Source organism: Vibrio sp. RE86, assembly GCF_013114545.1.
Taxonomy (GTDB): Bacteria; Pseudomonadota; Gammaproteobacteria; order Enterobacterales; family Vibrionaceae; genus Vibrio.
Genome location: NZ_VTXI01000001.1, coordinates 16,348 through 35,660, shown reverse-complemented (window position 1 = coordinate 35,660; position 19,313 = coordinate 16,348). Strand labels below are relative to the sequence as shown.

Annotated in this window: 18 protein-coding genes; 3 read left to right on the top strand and 15 right to left on the bottom strand. The window is 46.3% G+C overall.

Features of this window, described 5'->3' with window-relative positions:
* Positions 1-124: 124 nt before the first annotated feature.
* From F0231_RS00180 to F0231_RS00170, 3 genes are all read left to right on the top strand, one after another.
* Positions 125-1,030, top strand: a complete 906-nt coding sequence (locus F0231_RS00180; RefSeq protein WP_171758071.1) for a homocysteine S-methyltransferase family protein — start codon at positions 125-127, stop codon at positions 1,028-1,030.
* 120 nt (positions 1,031-1,150) lie between these two features.
* Positions 1,151-1,771 carry a PolC-type DNA polymerase III gene (locus F0231_RS00175; RefSeq protein WP_171757693.1) on the top strand — a complete coding sequence of 207 codons (621 nt, stop codon included), beginning with the start codon at positions 1,151-1,153 and terminating at the stop codon, positions 1,769-1,771.
* Positions 1,771-2,046: a nitrogenase-stabilizing/protective protein NifW gene (locus F0231_RS00170; RefSeq protein ID WP_171757692.1), complete on the top strand. Its 276-nt coding sequence runs from the start codon at positions 1,771-1,773 to the stop codon at positions 2,044-2,046. The genes F0231_RS00175 and F0231_RS00170 overlap by 1 nt, the downstream gene beginning before the upstream one ends.
* A 29-nt stretch (positions 2,047-2,075) precedes the next feature.
* Here F0231_RS00170 and F0231_RS00165 read toward each other — a convergent pair whose 3' ends face one another.
* The 15 genes from F0231_RS00165 to F0231_RS00095 form a co-directional block, all read right to left on the bottom strand.
* On the bottom strand, positions 2,076-3,755 hold the full coding sequence (locus F0231_RS00165; RefSeq protein WP_171757691.1) for a DUF342 domain-containing protein: 1,680 nt from the start codon (positions 3,753-3,755) through the stop codon (positions 2,076-2,078).
* A 120-nt stretch (positions 3,756-3,875) separates the two neighbouring features.
* Entirely contained in the window at positions 3,876-5,573 is a 1,698-nt protein-coding gene (locus F0231_RS00160; protein ID WP_171757690.1) for a fused response regulator/phosphatase, read from the bottom strand.
* Positions 5,574-5,587: 14 nt separating this feature from the next.
* Positions 5,588-5,887, bottom strand: coding sequence for an STAS domain-containing protein (locus F0231_RS00155; RefSeq protein ID WP_171758070.1), 300 nt, complete (start codon positions 5,885-5,887; stop codon positions 5,588-5,590).
* A gap of 52 nt (positions 5,888-5,939) precedes the next feature.
* Entirely contained in the window at positions 5,940-7,094 is a 1,155-nt protein-coding gene (locus F0231_RS00150) for a methyl-accepting chemotaxis protein (RefSeq protein ID WP_171757689.1), read from the bottom strand.
* A 28-nt stretch (positions 7,095-7,122) separates the two neighbouring features.
* The gene (locus F0231_RS00145; protein ID WP_171757688.1) at positions 7,123-8,163 is read right to left on the bottom strand and encodes a chemotaxis response regulator protein-glutamate methylesterase; all 1,041 of its coding nucleotides are present in this window, start codon (positions 8,161-8,163) and stop codon (positions 7,123-7,125) included.
* A complete protein-coding gene (locus F0231_RS00140) occupies positions 8,163-8,810 on the bottom strand; it encodes a chemotaxis protein CheD (RefSeq protein ID WP_171757687.1) in 648 nt (215 codons plus the stop codon). Before F0231_RS00140 ends, F0231_RS00145 begins: the two co-directional genes overlap by 1 nt.
* An 8-nt stretch (positions 8,811-8,818) precedes the next feature.
* On the bottom strand, positions 8,819-9,676 hold the full coding sequence (locus tag F0231_RS00135; protein WP_171757686.1) for a protein-glutamate O-methyltransferase CheR: 858 nt from the start codon (positions 9,674-9,676) through the stop codon (positions 8,819-8,821).
* Positions 9,661-12,057: an aerotaxis transducer Aer2 gene (gene aer2 / locus F0231_RS00130; protein ID WP_171757685.1), complete on the bottom strand. Its 2,397-nt coding sequence runs from the start codon at positions 12,055-12,057 to the stop codon at positions 9,661-9,663. The genes F0231_RS00135 and aer2 overlap by 16 nt, the downstream gene beginning before the upstream one ends.
* A 66-nt stretch (positions 12,058-12,123) precedes the next feature.
* Positions 12,124-12,594 carry a chemotaxis protein CheW gene (locus tag F0231_RS00125; RefSeq protein ID WP_171758069.1) on the bottom strand — a complete coding sequence of 157 codons (471 nt, stop codon included), beginning with the start codon at positions 12,592-12,594 and terminating at the stop codon, positions 12,124-12,126.
* An 11-nt stretch (positions 12,595-12,605) separates the two neighbouring features.
* Positions 12,606-13,073 carry a chemotaxis protein CheW gene (locus F0231_RS00120; protein ID WP_253825701.1) on the bottom strand — a complete coding sequence of 156 codons (468 nt, stop codon included), beginning with the start codon at positions 13,071-13,073 and terminating at the stop codon, positions 12,606-12,608.
* Between the two features lie 104 nt (positions 13,074-13,177).
* Positions 13,178-15,274, bottom strand: a complete 2,097-nt coding sequence (locus F0231_RS00115) for a chemotaxis protein CheA (protein ID WP_171757683.1) — start codon at positions 15,272-15,274, stop codon at positions 13,178-13,180.
* A 44-nt stretch (positions 15,275-15,318) separates the two neighbouring features.
* Entirely contained in the window at positions 15,319-15,678 is a 360-nt protein-coding gene (locus F0231_RS00110) for a response regulator (protein ID WP_171757682.1), read from the bottom strand.
* A 16-nt stretch (positions 15,679-15,694) separates the two neighbouring features.
* Positions 15,695-15,964 (bottom strand): lipid asymmetry maintenance protein MlaB, encoded by a 270-nt coding sequence (locus F0231_RS00105; protein ID WP_171757681.1) that lies wholly within the window; start codon positions 15,962-15,964, stop codon positions 15,695-15,697.
* Between the two features lie 279 nt (positions 15,965-16,243).
* On the bottom strand, positions 16,244-18,241 hold the full coding sequence (locus F0231_RS00100; protein ID WP_171757680.1) for a tRNA(Met) cytidine acetyltransferase TmcA: 1,998 nt from the start codon (positions 18,239-18,241) through the stop codon (positions 16,244-16,246).
* A 95-nt stretch (positions 18,242-18,336) separates the two neighbouring features.
* Positions 18,337-19,308, bottom strand: coding sequence for a ParB/RepB/Spo0J family partition protein (locus F0231_RS00095; protein ID WP_171757679.1), 972 nt, complete (start codon positions 19,306-19,308; stop codon positions 18,337-18,339).
* Positions 19,309-19,313 lie beyond the last annotated feature (5 nt).

Below are 19,313 nucleotides of genomic sequence, written 5' to 3'. Positions count from 1 at the left end.
CTACATAGAGTAGAACGATCATTATACCTATGTCAAATCCTATAATGAGTCGAGAGAATGTTTGATCAATCTTCCAAAATCGTTAATTATCGAGCTAATACAGATGTAGTACAGAATCCTGATGATGAACAAAATCACCATACTTGATGGCGGAATGGGCCGAGAACTAAAACGAATGGGCGCGCCGTTTTCTCAACCTCTTTGGAGTGCACAAGCGCTGATAGAGTCCCCCGAACTTGTCGCAAAAGCTCACCGAAATTTTATCCATGCTGGCGCTGAAATCATTATTGCCAACAGTTATGCATGCGTCCCTTTTCACTTAGGTGATGATCTTTACCAAACGGATGGTGCCAACCTCGCAAGGCAAGCCGCAGAGATAGCCCATAAAGAAGTGCAGCAAGCGACAAATAAAGTCGTTGTGGCAGGTGCTATTCCTCCTGCGTTCGGCAGCTATCGACCTGACCTTTTTAAGCCCAAAGAAGGGCAAGAAATATTCCAAACTCTGCACGACGCCCAAGCGCCTTTCGTTGATCTCTGGATAGCTGAAACCATCTCAAGCATTGAAGAGTTAACCGCTATTCAAGCGGTACTCGATCCGAGTGAGAAGCCTTGTTACTACGCATTCTCTCTTCAAGACGAAGTCGATAGCACTGCGAAAATTCGTTCAGGAGAAAGTGTTAAAGAGGCCGTCCAACAGCTGTGCGCAACCAAGGCGTCAGGAATCTATTTCAACTGTTCAATTCCTGAAGTCATGGCGCAAGCACTGCGCGACACTCGAGAGGTTCTCGAACAGAATAAGATAGAGCTGGACATTGGTGTCTATGCCAATAACTTTGCACCGATCGGCAACGAACATGAAGCGAATGACACCATTCAAGGCATGCGAGAGCTCACTCCTCAAGACTATTTGAACTACTGTCAACAATGGCACCAACTCGGAGCAAACATTCTGGGTGGTTGCTGCGGTATCGGGCCTGAACATATTCAAGCGCTGAGTGATTGGAAACGCTCGATGGCTAGGGGCTGTTGACCTAGATAAGGACAGCGAAAGCTAAACCGTGTAAACTAGCGCCCCCGCCCATCCTGTTCGATGGGCGGTTTGTTTTTAACCTCAGGTTACTCGCTTCTCTTACAGCTAAGGTATCTACTTATGTCATCAGCTAACTCCGTTATCGTACTCGACTTTGAGACAACGGGTTTATCCCCAAACATGGGGGATCGCGCGATTGAAATCGGTGCAGTCAAACTGGTTGATGGCGAAGTCGTCGATACCTTTCAGCAATTGATGAACCCTGGGTTTCGTGTGAGCTCTTTCATCGAGGGTTACACTGGCATCACCAACAATATGCTTGCGACCGCGCCTAGCTGCGCCGAAGTAATGACTGACTTCTATCACTTTATTGGCAACGACAATCTGGTCGCCCACAACGCCTCTTTTGATAAGCGCTTTTTGGATGCCGAATTTGAGCACTTAAACTTAGAGTGCAAAGGTGAATTTGCCTGTTCGCTACTGGTCTCTCGCCGATTGAATCAGCAAGCCACCAGCCACAAATTGGGTGATTTGGTTCGATACATGCAAATCGACAACGACGGCGTCTTTCACCGAGCGTTGGCCGACTCTCAAATGACCGCCAAACTTTGGTTACTCATGCTTGATGGACTCAAACAGCAAGGTATCCAAACACCTTCGTTTGATTTGATGCAGAAAATCGGTAAAACAAGCAAATCGGCGATTGAAAAGCTGTTAGAGAAACAACGCCAGATAGCATAATGAGTCAGACGACTATTCAAGAAAAAATCGCCAGCTTTACTTCTATTGAAGAGGCGTTGGACTACTTTGAAATAGGCTTTGACAGCAAGTTTATTGATGAGTATCGAATCCCACTGGTGAAGCGCTTCAACGGCTATCTACTATTAGAAAAGCCCGACGACTGGTTCTCCGGTCGCCGGGCTCTTAAAAATGCCTATTGTAAAATTCAGCGTGGCCGTCTTGATAAGCATACCCGCTCAGCATGTCGAGGCTGCACTAGCTGCCAACACCGATAACAAACCGTCTAGCTATTGGTCTTAGATGACTAGGCGTCCTGCTCAAGATCCTCTTCTTCAAACATCGAAGAGCACTTGATTTCAAACTGGTTGAACGAAAAAATGCTCGCGCCATGCACACGTTTCGTCGTAACTTTCTCTTCCCCAAATTGAACCGTCACATGGGTATAAACCTTGTTCTTCACCTCGATGTTGTAAACTTCTAAGCCTGACTCTAACTCTTGCTCATTCGTATCACGGGCAAATTTAACTTTCTCAAGATGCGCATTGGCTTTTTGCTTATCACTCTCTAGCTGCTCTTCTTGTTCTGGTGTTCGTTCCGCTTTAGGTGTTTTCTTTAACTCAAGTTCACGGCGAATAATATCCATCGTTTGCTCTTGAGCCAGCTTATACTGATCTTTGAGTTTAGCTTGACGATCTTTGAACATCTGGAATCGCGCAAAAGCTTGAACAGACGTGGCGGTATCTCCCTCAACACCTAAGTTGACACACGTTACCTTGCCACCAACTTTAGCGTGCCCACCACTCAACGTGCCTTGCTTTTCACCCGCATCTGATACGACTAAATCATGGCCACATCGAACTTCGCTGTTCATACAGTGAACACTCAAGTTGATGTCATTACCGGCTTGAAGCTCACAGAATTGCGCATAATTGGCTTTGATCGAACCGCCAGATTTAACGATGCAACTCTTTGGCTGATCTTCAGAAACATTGTGGCCGATGATCCCTTTCGCGACTTCAATATCCCCTTGTGCTTGCACATCCGCAGACTCAATAAAACCGCCAACCGTCAGTGAACCGGTTGCTCTCACGACCATATCCGATTCAATATCGCCAAGCACAACTACGTTGCCTTTAAATTTCACATGCCCAGTCGCCACACCGATCGTCGGCAAACATAGGGCATCTTCAACCTCGACACCACGCTCTTTAATAATCGGCATACCCGATACAGCAGCGAGAAGTAGATTTGGATTGTCTGGTGAAACTTTGGTCCCTTTACCCGCTGAGATCATGGCGTCATTACCGGGTTTCGGTGGAATGACTTTACCTTGAACCGTCATACCCGCCGTTCCTTTAGTGGCAGGGATACGCTTCATCAGTGGATCATTTTCAGACACGTTAATGGTCTCACCCAAATTGAGCATATCGACCTTCCCCTCTTGTTCGGTCTCTTTAGGGGCAAGCACTTGTTTGGTTGGGTCTTTAACAAGGGGAGTAAATTTCGCATCGGCGCCTTGGACGGGATTCTTACCTTTCGCAACAGGCTGAGTATAGGTTTCACCAGGTTTGAGTTGATGGCTAACGACGAGTACTTTTTTTAGAGCAAGTTTGTTGATACCTTTCGTCACATGCGCTTGCGCTAAAGCCTGAACAATTTGTGGACCTTTAAGTGGGTTACCTTTGTAGGCACCAGTCACCAACATGCTCGCAAGCATATCGTGATCAGATAAGATGACCTCTACGGTTGCATCCCTTACCTCAGCGATCGCTATCCCTACGTAAGCTTCACTCTTCATCTCTTTGGCGAGGTTAATAAAGCGCGCAACCTCATCCTCCAATACGAAATAGCTATCCGCTTCAAGGTTAACCAATGCTTCATCTAAACCACGAGTATCAAAATTGTTATCTACCACTATATCTGTAGTTAACTTCGCAAGAACTTGATTCTGGTCTTCAGAAAAAGCAACAAACTTATCCCACATGTCATTTAACCTTACCTACATCCTGATTTAATTTTATGTAATTTCCTTTGTTTCATGTATCACAAATGTGACAAATTAAGGCGTACATCACTTGCCACCGTTTTTACACTGTAAATAACGTTAGCTAGAGCTAGGAAAATGGTGCGTCGCGCCTAACGAGTACACGGCGGTCACCGTCAAACCATGGTTTGAATATTCTAATGAGTCACAAAGCTCTGAAGCTAAGACTATCCCACGCCCATGCGTCGATAGTGGGTCTGAAGTATCAAAACGCTTTTTATAGTCAAACCCCACTCCATTGTGTTCAAGCACCATCACGACTCTCTCAGCCGCAGGGTCAAAATCAATATTCAACACAACATAGGCGTCGTCATTGAGCTCTTTTAGCTTCTCCTCCCTTAGCTGATAAAACAGAAAGAACCCGTCAGACTCCTCTTTAATGCTAGAGTCCAAACGCAAAAGCCCGTGCTCAATCGCATTCGCGAACAGCTCAGACAAAACGGAGCAAATCAGATCGAGGTGCACACCTCCATGTAGAATTCCCATTAGGAACTTGCGGACTTCAGCCATCACAGTCACGCGTCGAATCACCTCTCCAGTGAGCTTTAACCTTGACTGAATTGGGATTTGATTCTGGTGTTGTTGGCTTGGTGGGGGGACTTGAGTATTCACATTCGAAATAGGGAACGTCATTGCAAGAATCGACAAGTCGTCGCCTACCGACTTATGGGCAAAGCTTCTTACCGAATCATACAAAGTTGGGATAATTGCCAGTTCCGCTTGTAGCGCGTTTTCTAAACGTTCTTGGCCGAACTGCTCTCCGTTCTCATTCGTCGCTTCAATCACCCCATCGGTATAACAGATAATTTGCTGGTCAGGTTCCAGTTTATAGTGGGTAATATTCGCCTCAAACTCATGTGTTTCGAGTACACCGAGCGGCATGTGAGTCGAGGTTAAGCGGCGAATAATAGTGCCGTCTCTATCAATCAAATAGCCATCAGGTAAGCCGCCTCCCCACCATGAAACTTCAAAGCCATTAGCGCGTACTTCAAAAATACTGGCTGCTAGCATCATGCCCATCGGTAGGAAACGCACTAAGACTTCATTGATTTCTCGTGCAATCTCGCCCAGTGACAGCCCTTTCGCGGCCATAGAGAAAAACGCACGTGTAGCGGGAATAGCAGAAATCGCGGCAGGCAGACCGTGCCCCGTCGCATCTGCAATCATCACATAAACACCACCATGAGGGCGGTTAGCGACGACGATCAAATCGCCATTGAACACAGTCGAAGGGGTCGATAGATAATTGATGCCGTAGATGTTTTGTACCTGTGAGCTCATCTCGTGCATCAAATTAGAAAAAATAGACTCCGCAATCGCATAGTCGTAGCGTACTTGCTCATGGAACTGACTTAACTCATCACGTTGCTCCATTACCTCATTATGCATTCTCACAATTCGGTAGTGCGCCTGTACTTTGGCAATCAATACGCTTCGTTCAACAGGCTTGAGGATAAAGTCATCGCCGTAAGTTAAACAACGTTCAAAAGAGGCATGATCATCAAGCACAGTAAGAAAGATGATCGGGATATGAACAGATGGAAATGCTTGGCGGATCTCTTGTGCTGTTGTTATGCCATCTTTTATCGGCATCATCACATCAAGCAAAATAATGTCAGGCAAGCTTTCCATTTCAGCCATTGCCTCAACCACACCTTCACCATTTTCAAACGTGGTTATTGTCTCCACCAAATGGCTGAGCATAAAGCGGCACAGTTCTCGGTTGGTCTCATGGTCATCAACAATCATTACATTCATTGGCGACTCCACCACTATTCAATAGCGAATTTTTTATCAAAGCGAGAGATTGTGAGAATCTTGCGGACTTGAGGCAACGTGTTGGTGATTCGTATCATGCCATCGTCTTGTCCTAGGTAGTTGTGCATATTGAGTAGCATCCCCAATCCTGCACTATCAATGTAATCCACCTTTCTCAAATCAATGGTAAATTTGAACTCTTGCCGATCGTTATAGCAACGGCGAAATTGTTGGACGAGATTGAAACCAAACGCGCCCTCGATTGAAATCGTAATGTGCTTAGCGCCGCTGTCCATGTGTGCTTCTACTGTCATCATGTTCCCCTTAATCGATTTTCATTGATGAGTAAGACTCTACGTTTCGTAACTAGAACAGTTCCACTTCCCCTTCATCAATACTCTCTTGAGAGGCCGCGGGCGCGTCTCGATTCTCAATCTGGTTGTGTAGTGCTATGACAGCCTCAGCAAATTCATCGCCGCTTACCTGCCCCTTTGACCACTGCAAACATAACTCGCTGCACTGCTGTAAATAGTTGACGCTCTGCAAGGCATACTCACCCTGCTGAACAATAATGTCGGCAAACTGGAGTGCGCGTATCCCGTTATCGACTTGCGAATGAATTTGGTCGCCACTTGAATGAATTTTCTGAACTTCGACTTCGACCATTTGGTTCACATGTTGAACACCGCGGAGCATCGCATCCACTTTCTCTTTCGACTCAATCGCCTCGGTCATATCAATCGATGCCATTTCTCCAACGGTCTTATTGGCCTCTTTCACGGTGCGCTGAGCGATACTGATCTCTTTTTCAATCTCGTTGTTCAACTCTTCAGCTTTCACCGACAAGTTACGCACCTCTTGAGCAACGACCGCAAAGCCGCGCCCCGCATCTCCCGCACGTGCTGCCTCAATCGCCGCATTAAGAGCAAGCAAGTTGGTTTGCTCAGATAGGCCTCTAACTTGTTCAAGTAACTTGAATACTGCATCTAACTTCTCGGACATATCGTGGATACTGTGCACCGCCGAGATACTCTTCTCCGATACATTGACTAAGGTATCGACAAACTCTCGGATAATGGCTTCGGTTTTCGGCAAGACGTGGCTGATGTCGTTGCTGCTCTCTTTACTACCTAACAGGTTTTCGACCAGCTCAGTCGTCACTCGGTTTTGATCTTCCGCGAGCTTTTGCAGTTCAAAGTAACTCGCGTTGAGCGTTTCAACCGACTCATCAACAACGCTGCGTTGGTGATCTAGAGGTTCACGAAGTTGACCAGTCAGCGCATCGAGCGTGGTTGGCAATATGGTAGGAGCCGATTTATGGCTCGCCGATTGAGAAGACTCTTCAGCAACAATTTTCGCCTTCGGGCGTGGAATGACAAACCATGGAATGGCTGCCGCGAAAACCATCAATGCGACATGAAGAGCGGACGAAGACATACTCATCGCAAGTGATAAGAGTAAGATTTGTAAGCCGATTGCGATGAAGTACCGTTTTTGTGTTGGTTTCGATATTGAGTTCATCGTTCTTTCCCTGACGTTGTTATGTTCGTTATGAATCGGGCGATAAGTAGTGGCAGATCTGCCCTGCCACTTGATTAAGGCTGACGACAGACTGCGCTGCACCGAGCTCAGTCGCGACTCTTGGCATTCCCCACACCACAGAAGATGCCTGATCTTGAGCGATGGTTTTGGCGCCCTGCTGTTTCATGCGCAACATCCCTTTCGCTCCATCTTGCCCCATGCCCGTTAAAATGACGCCAATGGATTTATCGCCCACAGTTTCCGATACCGCATCAAACATCACATCGACCGACGGTTTATGACGATTTACCGCAGGGCGGTCGTCTAACTGACAATAAAGGTGCGTGCCTCGACGAATGACGACCAAGTGTTTATCACCCGGCGCGAGATAGGCACAACCGCTGACCAGCGGCGCTTTACTAACGGTCAACTCTTTAACCTGAATATCACTATTGGCATTCAAACGCTCAGCAAACGACGTTGAGAATAAGGCACTGATATGCTGAGTAATAATGATCGGCGGTACATTTTTCGGCAGCATTGAAAGTACCGTTTTGATCGCCTCAGTACCGCCAGTAGACGCACCGATCGCGATCAGTTCAATATCACCACTCTGCTTAGGTAAGCTGACTTTTGTGGATTGAACGCCTTGCTTAGAAGAGGAGACATTCGCTCCCGCAGCCATTTTGACTTTATCGATGATCAGCTTTTTATCGCTAGCAATCTCTCCAGTGCTGTCCACTGAAGGTTTGGGGAAGTAGTCCACCGCACCATATTCTAAGGCGGCGAGCGTTGCCTCTGCACCATGTTGAGTGAGTGTCGATATCATCACCACCGGCATCGGTCTCAGGCGCATCAAGTTTTTTAGAAACTGCACCCCATTCATTTTTGGCATCTCAATATCAAGGGTCAGCACATCCGGATTATGCTGCTTGATCAGATCTCTTGCTTGAAAGGGATCTTCCGCCGTTGCGATCACCTCAAGATCCGGATCCGAACCGATCAACTCCGATAGCAGTGCCCGATACACTGGCGAATCATCGACGATCAATACTTTTGTTTTTTTCATTAGAATAACTCCACGTCATCATCGTGCGGACGATGACTCTCTTTATCCAACTGACGAGCGTATTTTTCTTCTTGGAGTTGCACGTGATGCACTTCGGTAAACGGAATTCGCTTAAGCCATGCTTTTCCGCTGATAGGATCGAACATCACTTTGCGTGGTTCTAAACCTCCTAAATCTTGAGCAACGACCTCTAACCCCTCTTGCGTGACGTAATTTAAAATAAACGACACGTTCTTATCGCCAATCATCGAGTTACGGCCCATCATTTGCGCCCCACCAAACAACTTCACCTGCAATGATTCACGCTTGGCTCCCCTTGCAATCAAAGCGTTGATGAGCATTTCCATCGCATAGCTGCCATAGCGGGAAGCGGTGGATGTCAGCTCATCGGGCTGCCAACCTTTAAGTTGATTCTGACTATCAAAAGGCAAGAGGAAGTGGTTCATCCCACCTATATGCTGTTGTGTGTCCCAAATGCACGCAGCAACACAAGACCCCAAGCCTGTCGCAATCAACTCATCGTTTTTTTCAGAGCAGTACACCCCACCAGGCAAGACTTTAACAATGTGTTTATCCCGAGTTGGGTGATAAAAACGATTGAAATGGTGATTTTCATACTTAGGTTGCGCGCTCCTTGCTTGAATCATTTTTAAGCCTATTTCTTAATGTAGATGGTATGCCCAAGGTGATGAAACAGATCGACACTCGGTGGCATACTCTCCGAATGACCAATGAACAAGACACCGCCAGGCTTCAAGTATTGGTGGAAACGTCGAATCAAACTCTCTTGTGTTTGCTTGTCAAAATAGATCATCACGTTGCGACATGAGATAACATCAAACGGCTTTTCAAAGTTCCAATCATCTAACAGGTTTAACTGGTGAAACCCGATATGTTGCTGTAGTCCCGCTTTGCATTTGAACTTACCTTGCTGCTGACCATACCCTTTGACAAAGCACGGCTTTAAATATTTAGCAGGAATGCTCGGCAGCGCTTCTTCGCCATAAATGCCTTGCTTAGCATGTGCCAAAACTTTTGTGTCTAGGTCTGTAGCGGTAATCGTAACTTGGCTAAATTGCTCAAACGCCCCCGCCCAATAGAGTGACGAGATAAAACTGTATGGCTCTTCGCCAGTCGAGCAGCCTGCTGACCAAATTCTAAGATCGGACAGACCTTGCTGTTTCCACTCCGACATCAGCACTTTTTCCATAAACTCAAAGTGGTGATACTCACGGAAAAACTGCGTTTTATTGGTCGTTAAACAGTTAATAAAGTTACTCTGCTCCTGCGCATCACTTTCTATCACCTGCCGATACTGCTTGAAACTTTGCAAACCCAAGCGTCGAAGTTGACGGCTGATTCGGCCATACACCATGGTGCGCTTTCTATCAGAGAAAAAGATTCCGACGTGTTTATGCATAAACCACTGGATAAATTTGAAATCTTTATCCGTCAGTTCAAACTCCTGAAGCTCAGGCATCGAGTGATCCGCTTTCGCTAGAACTCTTCCCATTCCTCACCATCCTCTTCAACCTTGAAGCTCGAGTTCGCGACTTTAGGTGCTCGTATATCTCTAACGTTACTTTGCATCGCAGAGGCCATAGACTTAGATTCAAACGTCGTGATGTTGTTGTCTGACGCAAAGAAGTTCATAAGATGCAGTAGCTGCTTACCCTCATCTTTTAGCGATTGGCTGGCCGCTGAGGTCTCTTCAACTAAAGACGCATTTTGCTGTGTCATTTCATCCATGGTTGAAATTGCACGGTTGATCTCATCAATGCCCGTCGATTGCTCTTGGCTTGAAGAGGCAATTTGCGAGATAAGCTCAGTCACCTTGGCAACCGCGTCGACGATTTCATTCAACGTCTCGCCTGACTCATCCACTAAGCGTGAGCCCTCATCAACCTTTTCAACACTGTCTTTGATAAGCCCTTTAATCTCTTTCGCAGCGGCGGCACTGCGCTGTGCTAGGTTACGCACCTCGCCCGCAACCACAGCAAAACCACGACCTTGTTCGCCAGCTCTCGCCGCTTCCACTGCGGCATTCAATGCAAGTAAGTTAGTTTGGAAAGCAATTTCATCAATCACACCGATGATGTCTGCAATCTTCTTACTGGCGGTATTAATTTCGGCCATCGCAGAGACTGCTTGCCCAACAACGGCACCACCTTTGCTCGCTTTCTTGGTCGCGTCATCAGAGAGCTCATTTGCCCCCTTAGCATTTTCAGCATTCTGTCTCACAGTCGCTGTCATCTGCTCCATACTCGCAGCCGTCTCTTCAAGGTTAGAAGCTTGAGCTTCAACACGCTGACTTAAATCGTTATTCCCTTCGGCAATTTCGGTCGAGGCTGTCGCGACTCGCGCAGACGAGTGAGTGATTTTATCGACCATATTGCGCAGATTGACGATCGAGGTATTCACTGCATTCGATAAACGCGCAAAGTCTCCGGTACTGTCTTCTGACATCGTCGTGTTCAAGTTACCTTCTGCGACTTGGCTCATCACGTTAATACATTGGTCAATTGGAGCCACCATAGTGTCGAGGAGATTATTGATTCCATCGCCAAGCTCTTTCATAAAGCCATTATAGACACTGGTATCAATACGCTCACTGAGTTGCCCTGCGATCGCTTTTTGAATCAGATCTTCAACTTGTCGCTGACCATCTTGCTGCTCAGTGATGTCGATCCACTGCAAAGCGGGACCAATGTAATTACCTGCGCCGTCGCGCATTGCAATACAGGTCAGATTAAATTCAAGGCCGCCTACCGCAATGTTGGAGGAGAAAGGCAAGCTGTCTGGGTTTGAGATAATATTGCGCTGGTGGCCTGGATTCTTATGGAACACATCAATGTTCTTACCAACTAAGTTACTTGCATCAAACCCCGGTAAGGCTTTTTGCAGGTCGCTCTCTCGACTTCGTAGCAAGGTGCTCAGTGATGGGTTGAGATAAGTAATAATGCCGTCTTTGTTGGCCATCATCAGATTGGTTGTCATACCTGAAACCGCTGACGCTAAGCGGCCAATCTCTTCTTCCTTCGCTCGCTCTTCAGTCACATCTCGCCACTCGAGGGTATTACCAATGTATTCGCCTTTCGCATCATGAATTGCCGCCACGTTTAGCTCGATCTTGAGGTCTTGAATCGTGATATCGGTGCTGTAAGGTAAATTACTTGGGTCAGCCAGCATCTGTCTTTGGTGAGCTGGATTGCGGTGGAATTCATCAATGCATCGTCCAATCAGCCACTCTTCACTAGCGGTAAACCCTGACCACACGCTGCGCATCGTTGCTTCATGTTTACTGAATAGATTGATGGTCTCTTGGTTGGCGTAAGTGATTTCAAAATCTCGGTCTATCATCACCATGGCGGTTTGCGCCTGATCAACTGCGGCTTGCAAGCGAGTAACATCATCCGTCTGCTTTCTTAGCTCTGTTACATCAGACCACTCCAACGTATTGCCAGCATAGTTACCATTGGCATCGATAATCGCACCCACGTTCAATTCAATCAGGACATCTTTAACCGTAATTGTTGTGGTGTATGGCAAGTTGGCTGGGTTAGACAGTAACTGTCTTTGATGGCTAGGGTTAGCGTGGAATAGGTCAATACAGTAGCCAAGTAAGAATTCCTGCGTGGCTTGAAAATTGGGCCATACCGATTGAAACAAGACTTCATGCGTTTTCAGAAGATCCAATGACTTTTGGTTGAGGTAAGTGATTTTGAAATCTCTGTCTATCATCATCAATGCGGTTTGCGCAGCATTGAGTGCCGATAGGAGCTGCTCTTTCGAAATGCCCTCTTCCGTTTCAGGCTGGTGTTCTTCGGTCAGCGTGTCTTGTGTTGGTGCTACAAACTGAGCAGCTGCTTCAGTTCTTCTATTCCAAAATGCCATGAGTTACCTCTCACTGGTTGCTTCTTCTGACGTTGCTCATCGATATGATGCTCTTTCATATCGAACTTAGGCCCAACTCTCTTCCTCTTGGTTGGGTAGTGCTAGCTGCGCCGTATCAAACAACGCGTCTAAATTGAGTAGTATTAGGTGCCCATTCGTCACCGAGGCAATCCCTCTCACGTAATGATGATCAACATCGTTTGCCACATAAGGAGAAGGCTTAATCTGTTCTTCGCTTAGTGGGTACACTTCAGAGACGCCATCAACGATGATGCCGAGCGGGTGTTTCTGCGCATCGTTCAATACGATGACAACGGTTGTTGAACCAATCACTGCCGCAGACAAACCAAAGCGCATTCTTAAATCGACAATCGGAACGTACTCGCCACGAATCTCCAATACGCCTTTCATAAAGCTTGGTGAGTTAGGCACTTCTCTTACTGGGTTCCAACCTCGAACCTCACGCACATCCAGAATTGGGACGCCATACTCTTCCCCTTCAACGACAAAGCTTAAAAACTCTTGTGTTGCGATCATTTGTGTCGCGATCATGCTTCCGCCCTCAAAATTCGTTCGATGTTTAGCAGCTCATCGGTATCAAGCAGTGACATCACTTGTTCACCAACATTGATAAGGCCCTGAAGATAAGGCGTTGCATTCGTTTCACCGACCGATGGGTAAAGCTCGTTTTGTCCTCGACTGACGACATCACTGACAGCATCCACAACTAAGCCCATCAACTTCTCTTCATCTTCGAACTGAGTGCGCAATACAATCACAACGGTCGTCGGCAGATACTCACACTGACCAACAGAGAAGCGAGCACGCAAATCGATAACCGGGACAATCATTCCTCTAAGGTTAATCACACCAAGAACGTAACTTGGCGCTCTTGGTATCGGTGTTGGCCGTTCCCAAACACGAATCTCTTCAACATCTTTAATCTCAACACCGTAGAGCTCTTGCGCCAATTTAAAACTGAGAAAGTCAGCACTCTCACTTACGCCATCATTCATCTCATCCAGTAAGGCTGAACTCTGCGCTTCTATGTCATGTTTCGCTTGTTCAGGCAGGGTCGATTGCTGCGCAGTCTCTAATGTCACGACTTCCATACTCTCTCCTAAGCCGCCAATCCACTGTTTGAACTGTCAGAGTCTCGGTTCAAAAACTGGGTAATCAGACCTTGTATGTCCAAAATGAGCGAGACAGAACCATCACCCAAAATCGTGGCTCCTGAGATTCCTGCGACTTTGCTGTAGTTTGATTCCAGACTCTTAATCACCACCTGTTGCTGATCGAGCAATTCATCGATCAGCAAACCCACTCGGTTGCCAGCCGCTTCAACAAAGCAGAGAATGCGCTTTTCGAGCCCGCCGCTATGACCCATTTTGAGCTCTTCTTGCAGACGCAAAATCGGAATATTCTCTTCACGTAAGCGATAGAGTTCGACGCCGCCTGATGCGAGCTTGATACAATTTGGGTCGATTTGGATAGATTCAACGATAGTAAGAAGCGGGATAATGTAGACCTCCCCACCAACTTTAACCAACTGCCCATCGAGAATCGCTAAGGTAAGGGGCAAACTAATGGTGAATCGGCTTCCTTGTCCAAGCTCCGATTCAACTTCAATATGGCCACCGAGCTCTTCGATATTTCGACGCACCACATCCATTCCTACCCCGCGACCAGAAATGTCTGACACCTCTTCTGCGGTTGAAAAGCCGGGAGCGAAAATCAAATTCATGATCTGTTTATCGGAAAACTCTTCGCGTCTCGCCTCTTGTGCGATCACCCCTTTCTCGCGTGCTTTGTCCCACAATTTGTCACAGTTAAGGCCTGCGCCATCGTCACGAATTTCGATGATGATGGCGCCGCCCTGATGGTACGCGTTCAGTTCAATCACCCCCATCTCACGCTTACCGTTTTCTAATCGCTGCTGAGGCTGTTCAATACCGTGGTCGATGCCATTTCGAACCAAGTGAACGAGTGGATCGACGATGCGCTCAAGTACGGTTTTATCCAGCTCAGTATGTTCCCCTTTGATTTGCAGATCGACCTGTTTTTCGAGGCGACTCGATAAGTCTCTCACCAAGCGTGGAAAACGGCTAAACGCGAAACTCATCGGCAACATTCGGATATTCAATACGTTCTCTTGCAGGTCTTTGCTGTTTTGCAAAAGCTGGTCGAGCCCCGTTTTGAGCTTTTCTAGTTTATCCATCGAAAAATCATTACCAATTTCGGTCAGCATCGATTGAGTGATCACCAACTCACCAACCAAATTAATCAAGCTATCCACTTTGTCGATATCAACACGTATCGAGCTAACGCTTGAGTCAGATTTGGCAGGTTTGTTGGACTTGGTTTCAGTCGGACTATTTCGTCTAGGCGCTTCGGATGTTGTTTCGAATGTTGGCTCTGATGTTGCGGTACTGTCTAAGGTTTCTTTTTGAGTAGGAACAGAAGTTTCAGAAAGAGTGGATGGTTGAGGTTCAATCGACTCGATGGTGAGATCACATTCATCTTCTACCCACTCGAATATCTCTTTAATCAGTTCAAGATCAATCAAACCGCTGATTGTGGCTGACCAAGCGAGAAAACAGAGCTCAGATTCAATCTCCTCAATATCAGGTAATTTGGAAACATCGACTTCAATCAGGCACGAATCATCCAACTCGTTTAATTCGCGTAAGATGCGCAGAGGGTCATTGCCACTAAAAAACATCTCTTGATGAGGAGCAAACGTGATTTTCCAGATTGCTTCGGTGTTGTTATCCGCGGCAGGTTGTTCGCTGCATTGGACGTCCTCAGCATTAGAGTTGGAAGGCTGTGAGTTATCGAGTAGCAGAGCAAGTTTATCGCTGACCTCTTTTTTTAGAGTGAGGTTAACGTCCGAGCCCTGCTCATGCCCCTCTAACATACTATGGATGCAGTCGCTGCTTTTCAGTAGAAGATCGACGGTTTCCGGCGTTAAGCTTCGTTCCTGATTTCGAACAAGATCTAAGTACGCTTCAACATTATGCGTAAATTCGCTGATATCGAGCAGATTGAATGTCCCTGCTCCGCCCTTGATAGAGTGTGCTGCTCGAAAAATTGTGTTGATCGACTCATCATCCATTTGAGCCAAATCTAAGTTGAGCAGCACATCTTCTAGTACTTCTAGGTTTTCTCGACACTCCTCGTAAAACATTTTACGAAGCTGTTCCATGTCTAAAGCCATATTGTTGCCTCACCAATTGACGTTGCAGTGTGAGAGGAAGCCGTTTAGATAACGCGTTTTAGAGTTTTTAGTAGCGTATCTGGATTAAACGGTTTCACTAGCCATCCTGTTGCACCAGCCGATTTTCCTTGTTGTTTTTTATCGGTACTGGTTTCTGTCGTGAGCATCAGAATGGGAATAAATTTGTATTGCGGCTTTTCGCGCAGCGCTTTTACCAATTCAAAACCGCCCATATTGGGCATGTTGACATCGGATATCACAACATCGAATTTTGATGAGGTTACTTTACTCAAAGCATCTCTACCATCATTGGCAGTTTCCACATCGTAGCCCGCATCTTTCAATGTGTGGCTCACCATTTGGCGAATCGATACAGAATCATCTACAGCCAAAATTTTAGTCATAGGGTCGCTCTCCAACTCAATGGTTCATATCAAACGGTTCATTTAGTCCTAACGTCGCAATGCCTTCCGTCAGTAAAGGCGAAGGTTTTAGGAGTCGAATTTCTATCTGATTAGATTTCGCGGAGAGGAACAGCGAAGTTAAGGCTTGGATCCCAGCAGCATCAACGCGACCCACCTTTGAGGCGTCAACGTCTAGTTGCTCTGCATGAGAAAGCCATGATCTGTATTGAGTCGTACTGTCGAGCACCGTTGAGATGTCGAGAGACTCTGGTAGCAAACATTCCATGTTTTAACCTTGTTTTTATAGTTCCTAGCCGATATTAAGCAAGTTGCTTAAAACTGAGTGTAGGAAAGAATGACTAATTCTCAAGGTGCTAATATACAGATTTTGTATGGTTATATTGTTGGGTGGGATTGCGTTCAAGCCGTTTTGTTTTAGTTTTTATGCAGTTAAAAGCAAACTTGTCTAACCTTATGAGCTAGATAAATTGAGCTATAAAATGTAGGGATATGAGAATAAATTTGGAAGGTAACTTGAATTTACAGTGTAAAGAGAACCGATTCTTTACACTGTAAATTTCAGCAGTTGCAGTTGCTCTCTAAATGCCTGTTCAACCTGTTTTCTTCCTGTAAAGCCAAACTCGTCGACACACTCTTGCCAACTATGTCGTTGGACAACTCTTCGAATGTACAAGTCACTCATCATGTTCAACATAGCCGGAGACTGTTTCCACCAATCATCGAGAAACGGAACAACGCTATCATAGCTGGCGCCGCCCAAACTGTAGTTCTTGATCAGGTTGCTCGCGCTAGGTAAAACAACGGAAGCATCCTTTCTTGATAACAAACTACGGACAAGTTCAGTCTCAAGATCAGAAAAAATATTGCTCAGTCCATAATGCAGGCTACTTACGAAAGACAAGTTAGCGTTTTTCGTCCAGCTAGTTTGTCCTTTAATCATGATAAGAGAGTGTGTGCCACTCGACTGATCTCGCTGACTGCCCAGTTTCACAGATTCAAATCCACATTGACGCCAGAACTCATGAAGTTCTTTCGTCGCACCAAAGCTGGTGGAATAGAATGCGAAGCCGGTTTGTTCAATCAAATCACGGATCATGCTTTGCCCAATACCTTGCCTCTGTAAGTCAGGATGAACAGCAATACGCATAACGCGTAAACTCAAGTCGGTTGCAGCTAAACGAATACCAAGTTGATTAGCTAACATCACAGGGACAAGATGTCCTTTGGGTCTGCGTTTTCCCAGTTCGATGTCTTCGAGAAGTGACTCATTTAGCCCACCCTCTTCGACAGTTAGAATGCAGCCAAGACAGACTCCTTCGCTAAACTGGGCGTAGAGCTGAATAGATGGGTCGGCAAGAAGTAGTATCAAGTCATTGGGTGATGTTTGATAGTGGGCGTTAACCAGCAACGCAAAACAGTGTCGAAGTAAGTCAGGCTGTTCAACCAGCCGCTTTTTGTCGAGTCGTTCAATTGATCTCTGCTCACTGCTTTTAGGGGCATCCATGAGTTCGGTATTGAGTAGAAAACTGTCAAACAACCAATTTTCCAACGGGTCGTTCGCGGCCCAGCGAATAGGCTGCTCAATATGGAAAAACGAGCTGTTAGGTCTAGTTGCTTTTAGCCAAGTTTGAAACTTAAGTGTGAATCCACGACCGCATCCTTCATAGCCATGAATCGTCGTAGAAAATACTAAGCGATGAAAACGTTCCACCATTTGTTGTAGCATCGGGATAGGAATCGCAGAGGCTTCGTCAACCAATACACAATCAGCTCTGTGGTGACAACGTAGTAATTCATCTGGCGCGACAAATTGAATGCTTGAGCCGCCCCACTCTAATCGACCTTTTTCCTGGTTCGCATCTTTCAAATGCACAGCAGCATGTTCAAACAGTGGATTCACCGTCGCAAGACTAGGTGCTGTAACAAGGATATGAATGTTGCGACTTTTGATGAGCTCAGCCGCAGCAATACCCAAAGCACTACTTTTTCCTCGGCCTCGGTCTGCTGTCATCACAAACGGTCTCTTACGATGGCCTTCAACGACTTTACGGATCATGTCGACGGCTTGTGCTTGCTGCTCAAAAGCATGGTTCGGCGTTTCAAAAGTGTCTGGTAATGTCGGCAGTGCTTTTCCTTGCTCAACCACAATTAGATTGCTCAAAGACTGTTGCAACCAAACTTGCTCGAAAGCGTCAGTTTGTTGGTTGGTGTCCGCTACCACAACCAATAGACCGCCCCCACGAATACACCCTGTCGCCGCGCTAAAACTGTTTGCATCAAAGCCGCTGCGTAAGTCGCAGATCAAAAGCTGACACTCTTGGCCTAAAAGCCGCTGACCTTGCTTCACGTTAAAGTGAACATCCACTCCATCTAATGGCTCACCACCGAGCTGAAAAATGCCTTGCTGCCCTACTTTCTCTACCAACGCATTGAGTGACGATTGTTGCCAATCCGTTTGACCAGTCAACACAACGCCAAAACGATGATTACGTTTAGATGCGGTTTGAAAAAGCAGAGAGAAAAAGTCGAGCGTCGAGGCCATTATCTTGAATTCACTTAAAGCAGAGTCATTGGCCGATATTATGGCACAAAAAAAGCCGCTAATAAGCGGCTTAATTTCTTTAAAAAGAATTTGGATTAATTCAGTTTTTGAGCGACCAAATCCAAGATCTCTTGCATCAAGGCATCATCAACCTTCTTCAGGTTTAATGTTAAGTTTGAGCCTTTACGCGAGTAGTTTGCTCGACCTTTTACAAGTTCTGTCTTAGCTGATACTGCTTTCTTGGTTGGCGCTAACTCTTCAACCCAAGCTTCTATCGTCTCAGTCACTTCCTTGGTGATGCGAGCAACACCGTGAGACTGGCTGCGCTGCCAAACAAATCCTTCACCAGAGCTGCACTTTTCGAGTAGCTTGGCACGCTTTTCTTCATCCAGACCATTGAACTGTTTATGCAGTTTAACAATCGTTGGGCGACCAAGCTCAGCCACATTCGGGTATGCTTGAAGAAGTTCTAGAGGCAGATCAGCGGCCTTAAGAGCACCACTAACAAGCGCTTCACTACACTGGAACATCTTCGCCAGTGCTTTCTGATCTTCTGCTTCACCGCTCTCAAGCTTAGCCAGCATCTCTTTACCCTTTTCGAATAGAGAGAGTGGTTTGTGAGCGTTAGCAACGTCTGATAAGAACTTAGCGTGTTTGGTGCTAATGTTTTCACCAACGTAAATCAGGAACTCTTTTTCCGCCAAGATACACGACATACGACGGCGACTACCATCCAGTACTTCGATCTTGCCGTCTTCACACTTTCGACCCACCGCTGGGTATTGTTGACCACGCTCTTTTAGCGTCACCAACACGTCCGACAGCGCATGCTCGTTTAAGAATGATTGCTCACGAGCATTTTCCGCAAACACCACGGTTTGCTGACTTACTTCATTTGCAGGAATACGAACAAGCTCGAACTTTACTTTCTCTTCACCAGCAACCGCCAGTTCAATCACTTGTGCTTGCTCTTTTGCAGCTTGCTGCGCTTCTTGCGGTGTCGTGACATGGCGCTTATTCGCCTTGCCAAACAATCTTGCGTTTAAATCTGAAGTCTTAATTGCCATTCTCT

Bases quoted from the DNA above. Each gene is read 5' to 3' on its own strand.
- F0231_RS00175 (WP_171757693.1), top strand. From the start codon at position 1,151: ATGTCATCAGCTAACTCCGTTATCGTACTCGACTTTGAGACAACGGGT.
- F0231_RS00120 (WP_253825701.1), bottom strand. From the start codon at position 13,073: ATGAATGATGGCGTAAGTGAGAGTGCTGACTTTCTCAGTTTTAAATTG.
- F0231_RS00145 (WP_171757688.1), bottom strand. From the start codon at position 8,163: ATGAAAAAAACAAAAGTATTGATCGTCGATGATTCGCCAGTGTATCGG.
- F0231_RS00160 (WP_171757690.1), bottom strand. From the start codon at position 5,573: ATGAATGTAATGATTGTTGATGACCATGAGACCAACCGAGAACTGTGC.
- aer2 (WP_171757685.1), bottom strand. From the start codon at position 12,057: ATGGCATTTTGGAATAGAAGAACTGAAGCAGCTGCTCAGTTTGTAGCA.
- F0231_RS00135 (WP_171757686.1), bottom strand. From the start codon at position 9,676: ATGGGAAGAGTTCTAGCGAAAGCGGATCACTCGATGCCTGAGCTTCAG.
- F0231_RS00125 (WP_171758069.1), bottom strand. From the start codon at position 12,594: ATGATCGCAACACAAGAGTTTTTAAGCTTTGTCGTTGAAGGGGAAGAG.
- F0231_RS00095 (WP_171757679.1), bottom strand. From the start codon at position 19,308: ATGGCAATTAAGACTTCAGATTTAAACGCAAGATTGTTTGGCAAGGCG.
- F0231_RS00180 (WP_171758071.1), top strand. From the start codon at position 125: ATGAACAAAATCACCATACTTGATGGCGGAATGGGCCGAGAACTAAAA.
- F0231_RS00100 (WP_171757680.1), bottom strand. From the start codon at position 18,241: ATGGCCTCGACGCTCGACTTTTTCTCTCTGCTTTTTCAAACCGCATCT.
- F0231_RS00150 (WP_171757689.1), bottom strand. From the start codon at position 7,094: ATGAACTCAATATCGAAACCAACACAAAAACGGTACTTCATCGCAATC.
- F0231_RS00170 (WP_171757692.1), top strand. From the start codon at position 1,771: ATGAGTCAGACGACTATTCAAGAAAAAATCGCCAGCTTTACTTCTATT.
- F0231_RS00110 (WP_171757682.1), bottom strand. From the start codon at position 15,678: ATGACTAAAATTTTGGCTGTAGATGATTCTGTATCGATTCGCCAAATG.
- F0231_RS00140 (WP_171757687.1), bottom strand. From the start codon at position 8,810: ATGATTCAAGCAAGGAGCGCGCAACCTAAGTATGAAAATCACCATTTC.
- F0231_RS00155 (WP_171758070.1), bottom strand. From the start codon at position 5,887: ATGACAGTAGAAGCACACATGGACAGCGGCGCTAAGCACATTACGATT.
- F0231_RS00105 (WP_171757681.1), bottom strand. From the start codon at position 15,964: ATGGAATGTTTGCTACCAGAGTCTCTCGACATCTCAACGGTGCTCGAC.
- F0231_RS00115 (WP_171757683.1), bottom strand. From the start codon at position 15,274: ATGGCTTTAGACATGGAACAGCTTCGTAAAATGTTTTACGAGGAGTGT.
- F0231_RS00165 (WP_171757691.1), bottom strand. From the start codon at position 3,755: ATGTGGGATAAGTTTGTTGCTTTTTCTGAAGACCAGAATCAAGTTCTT.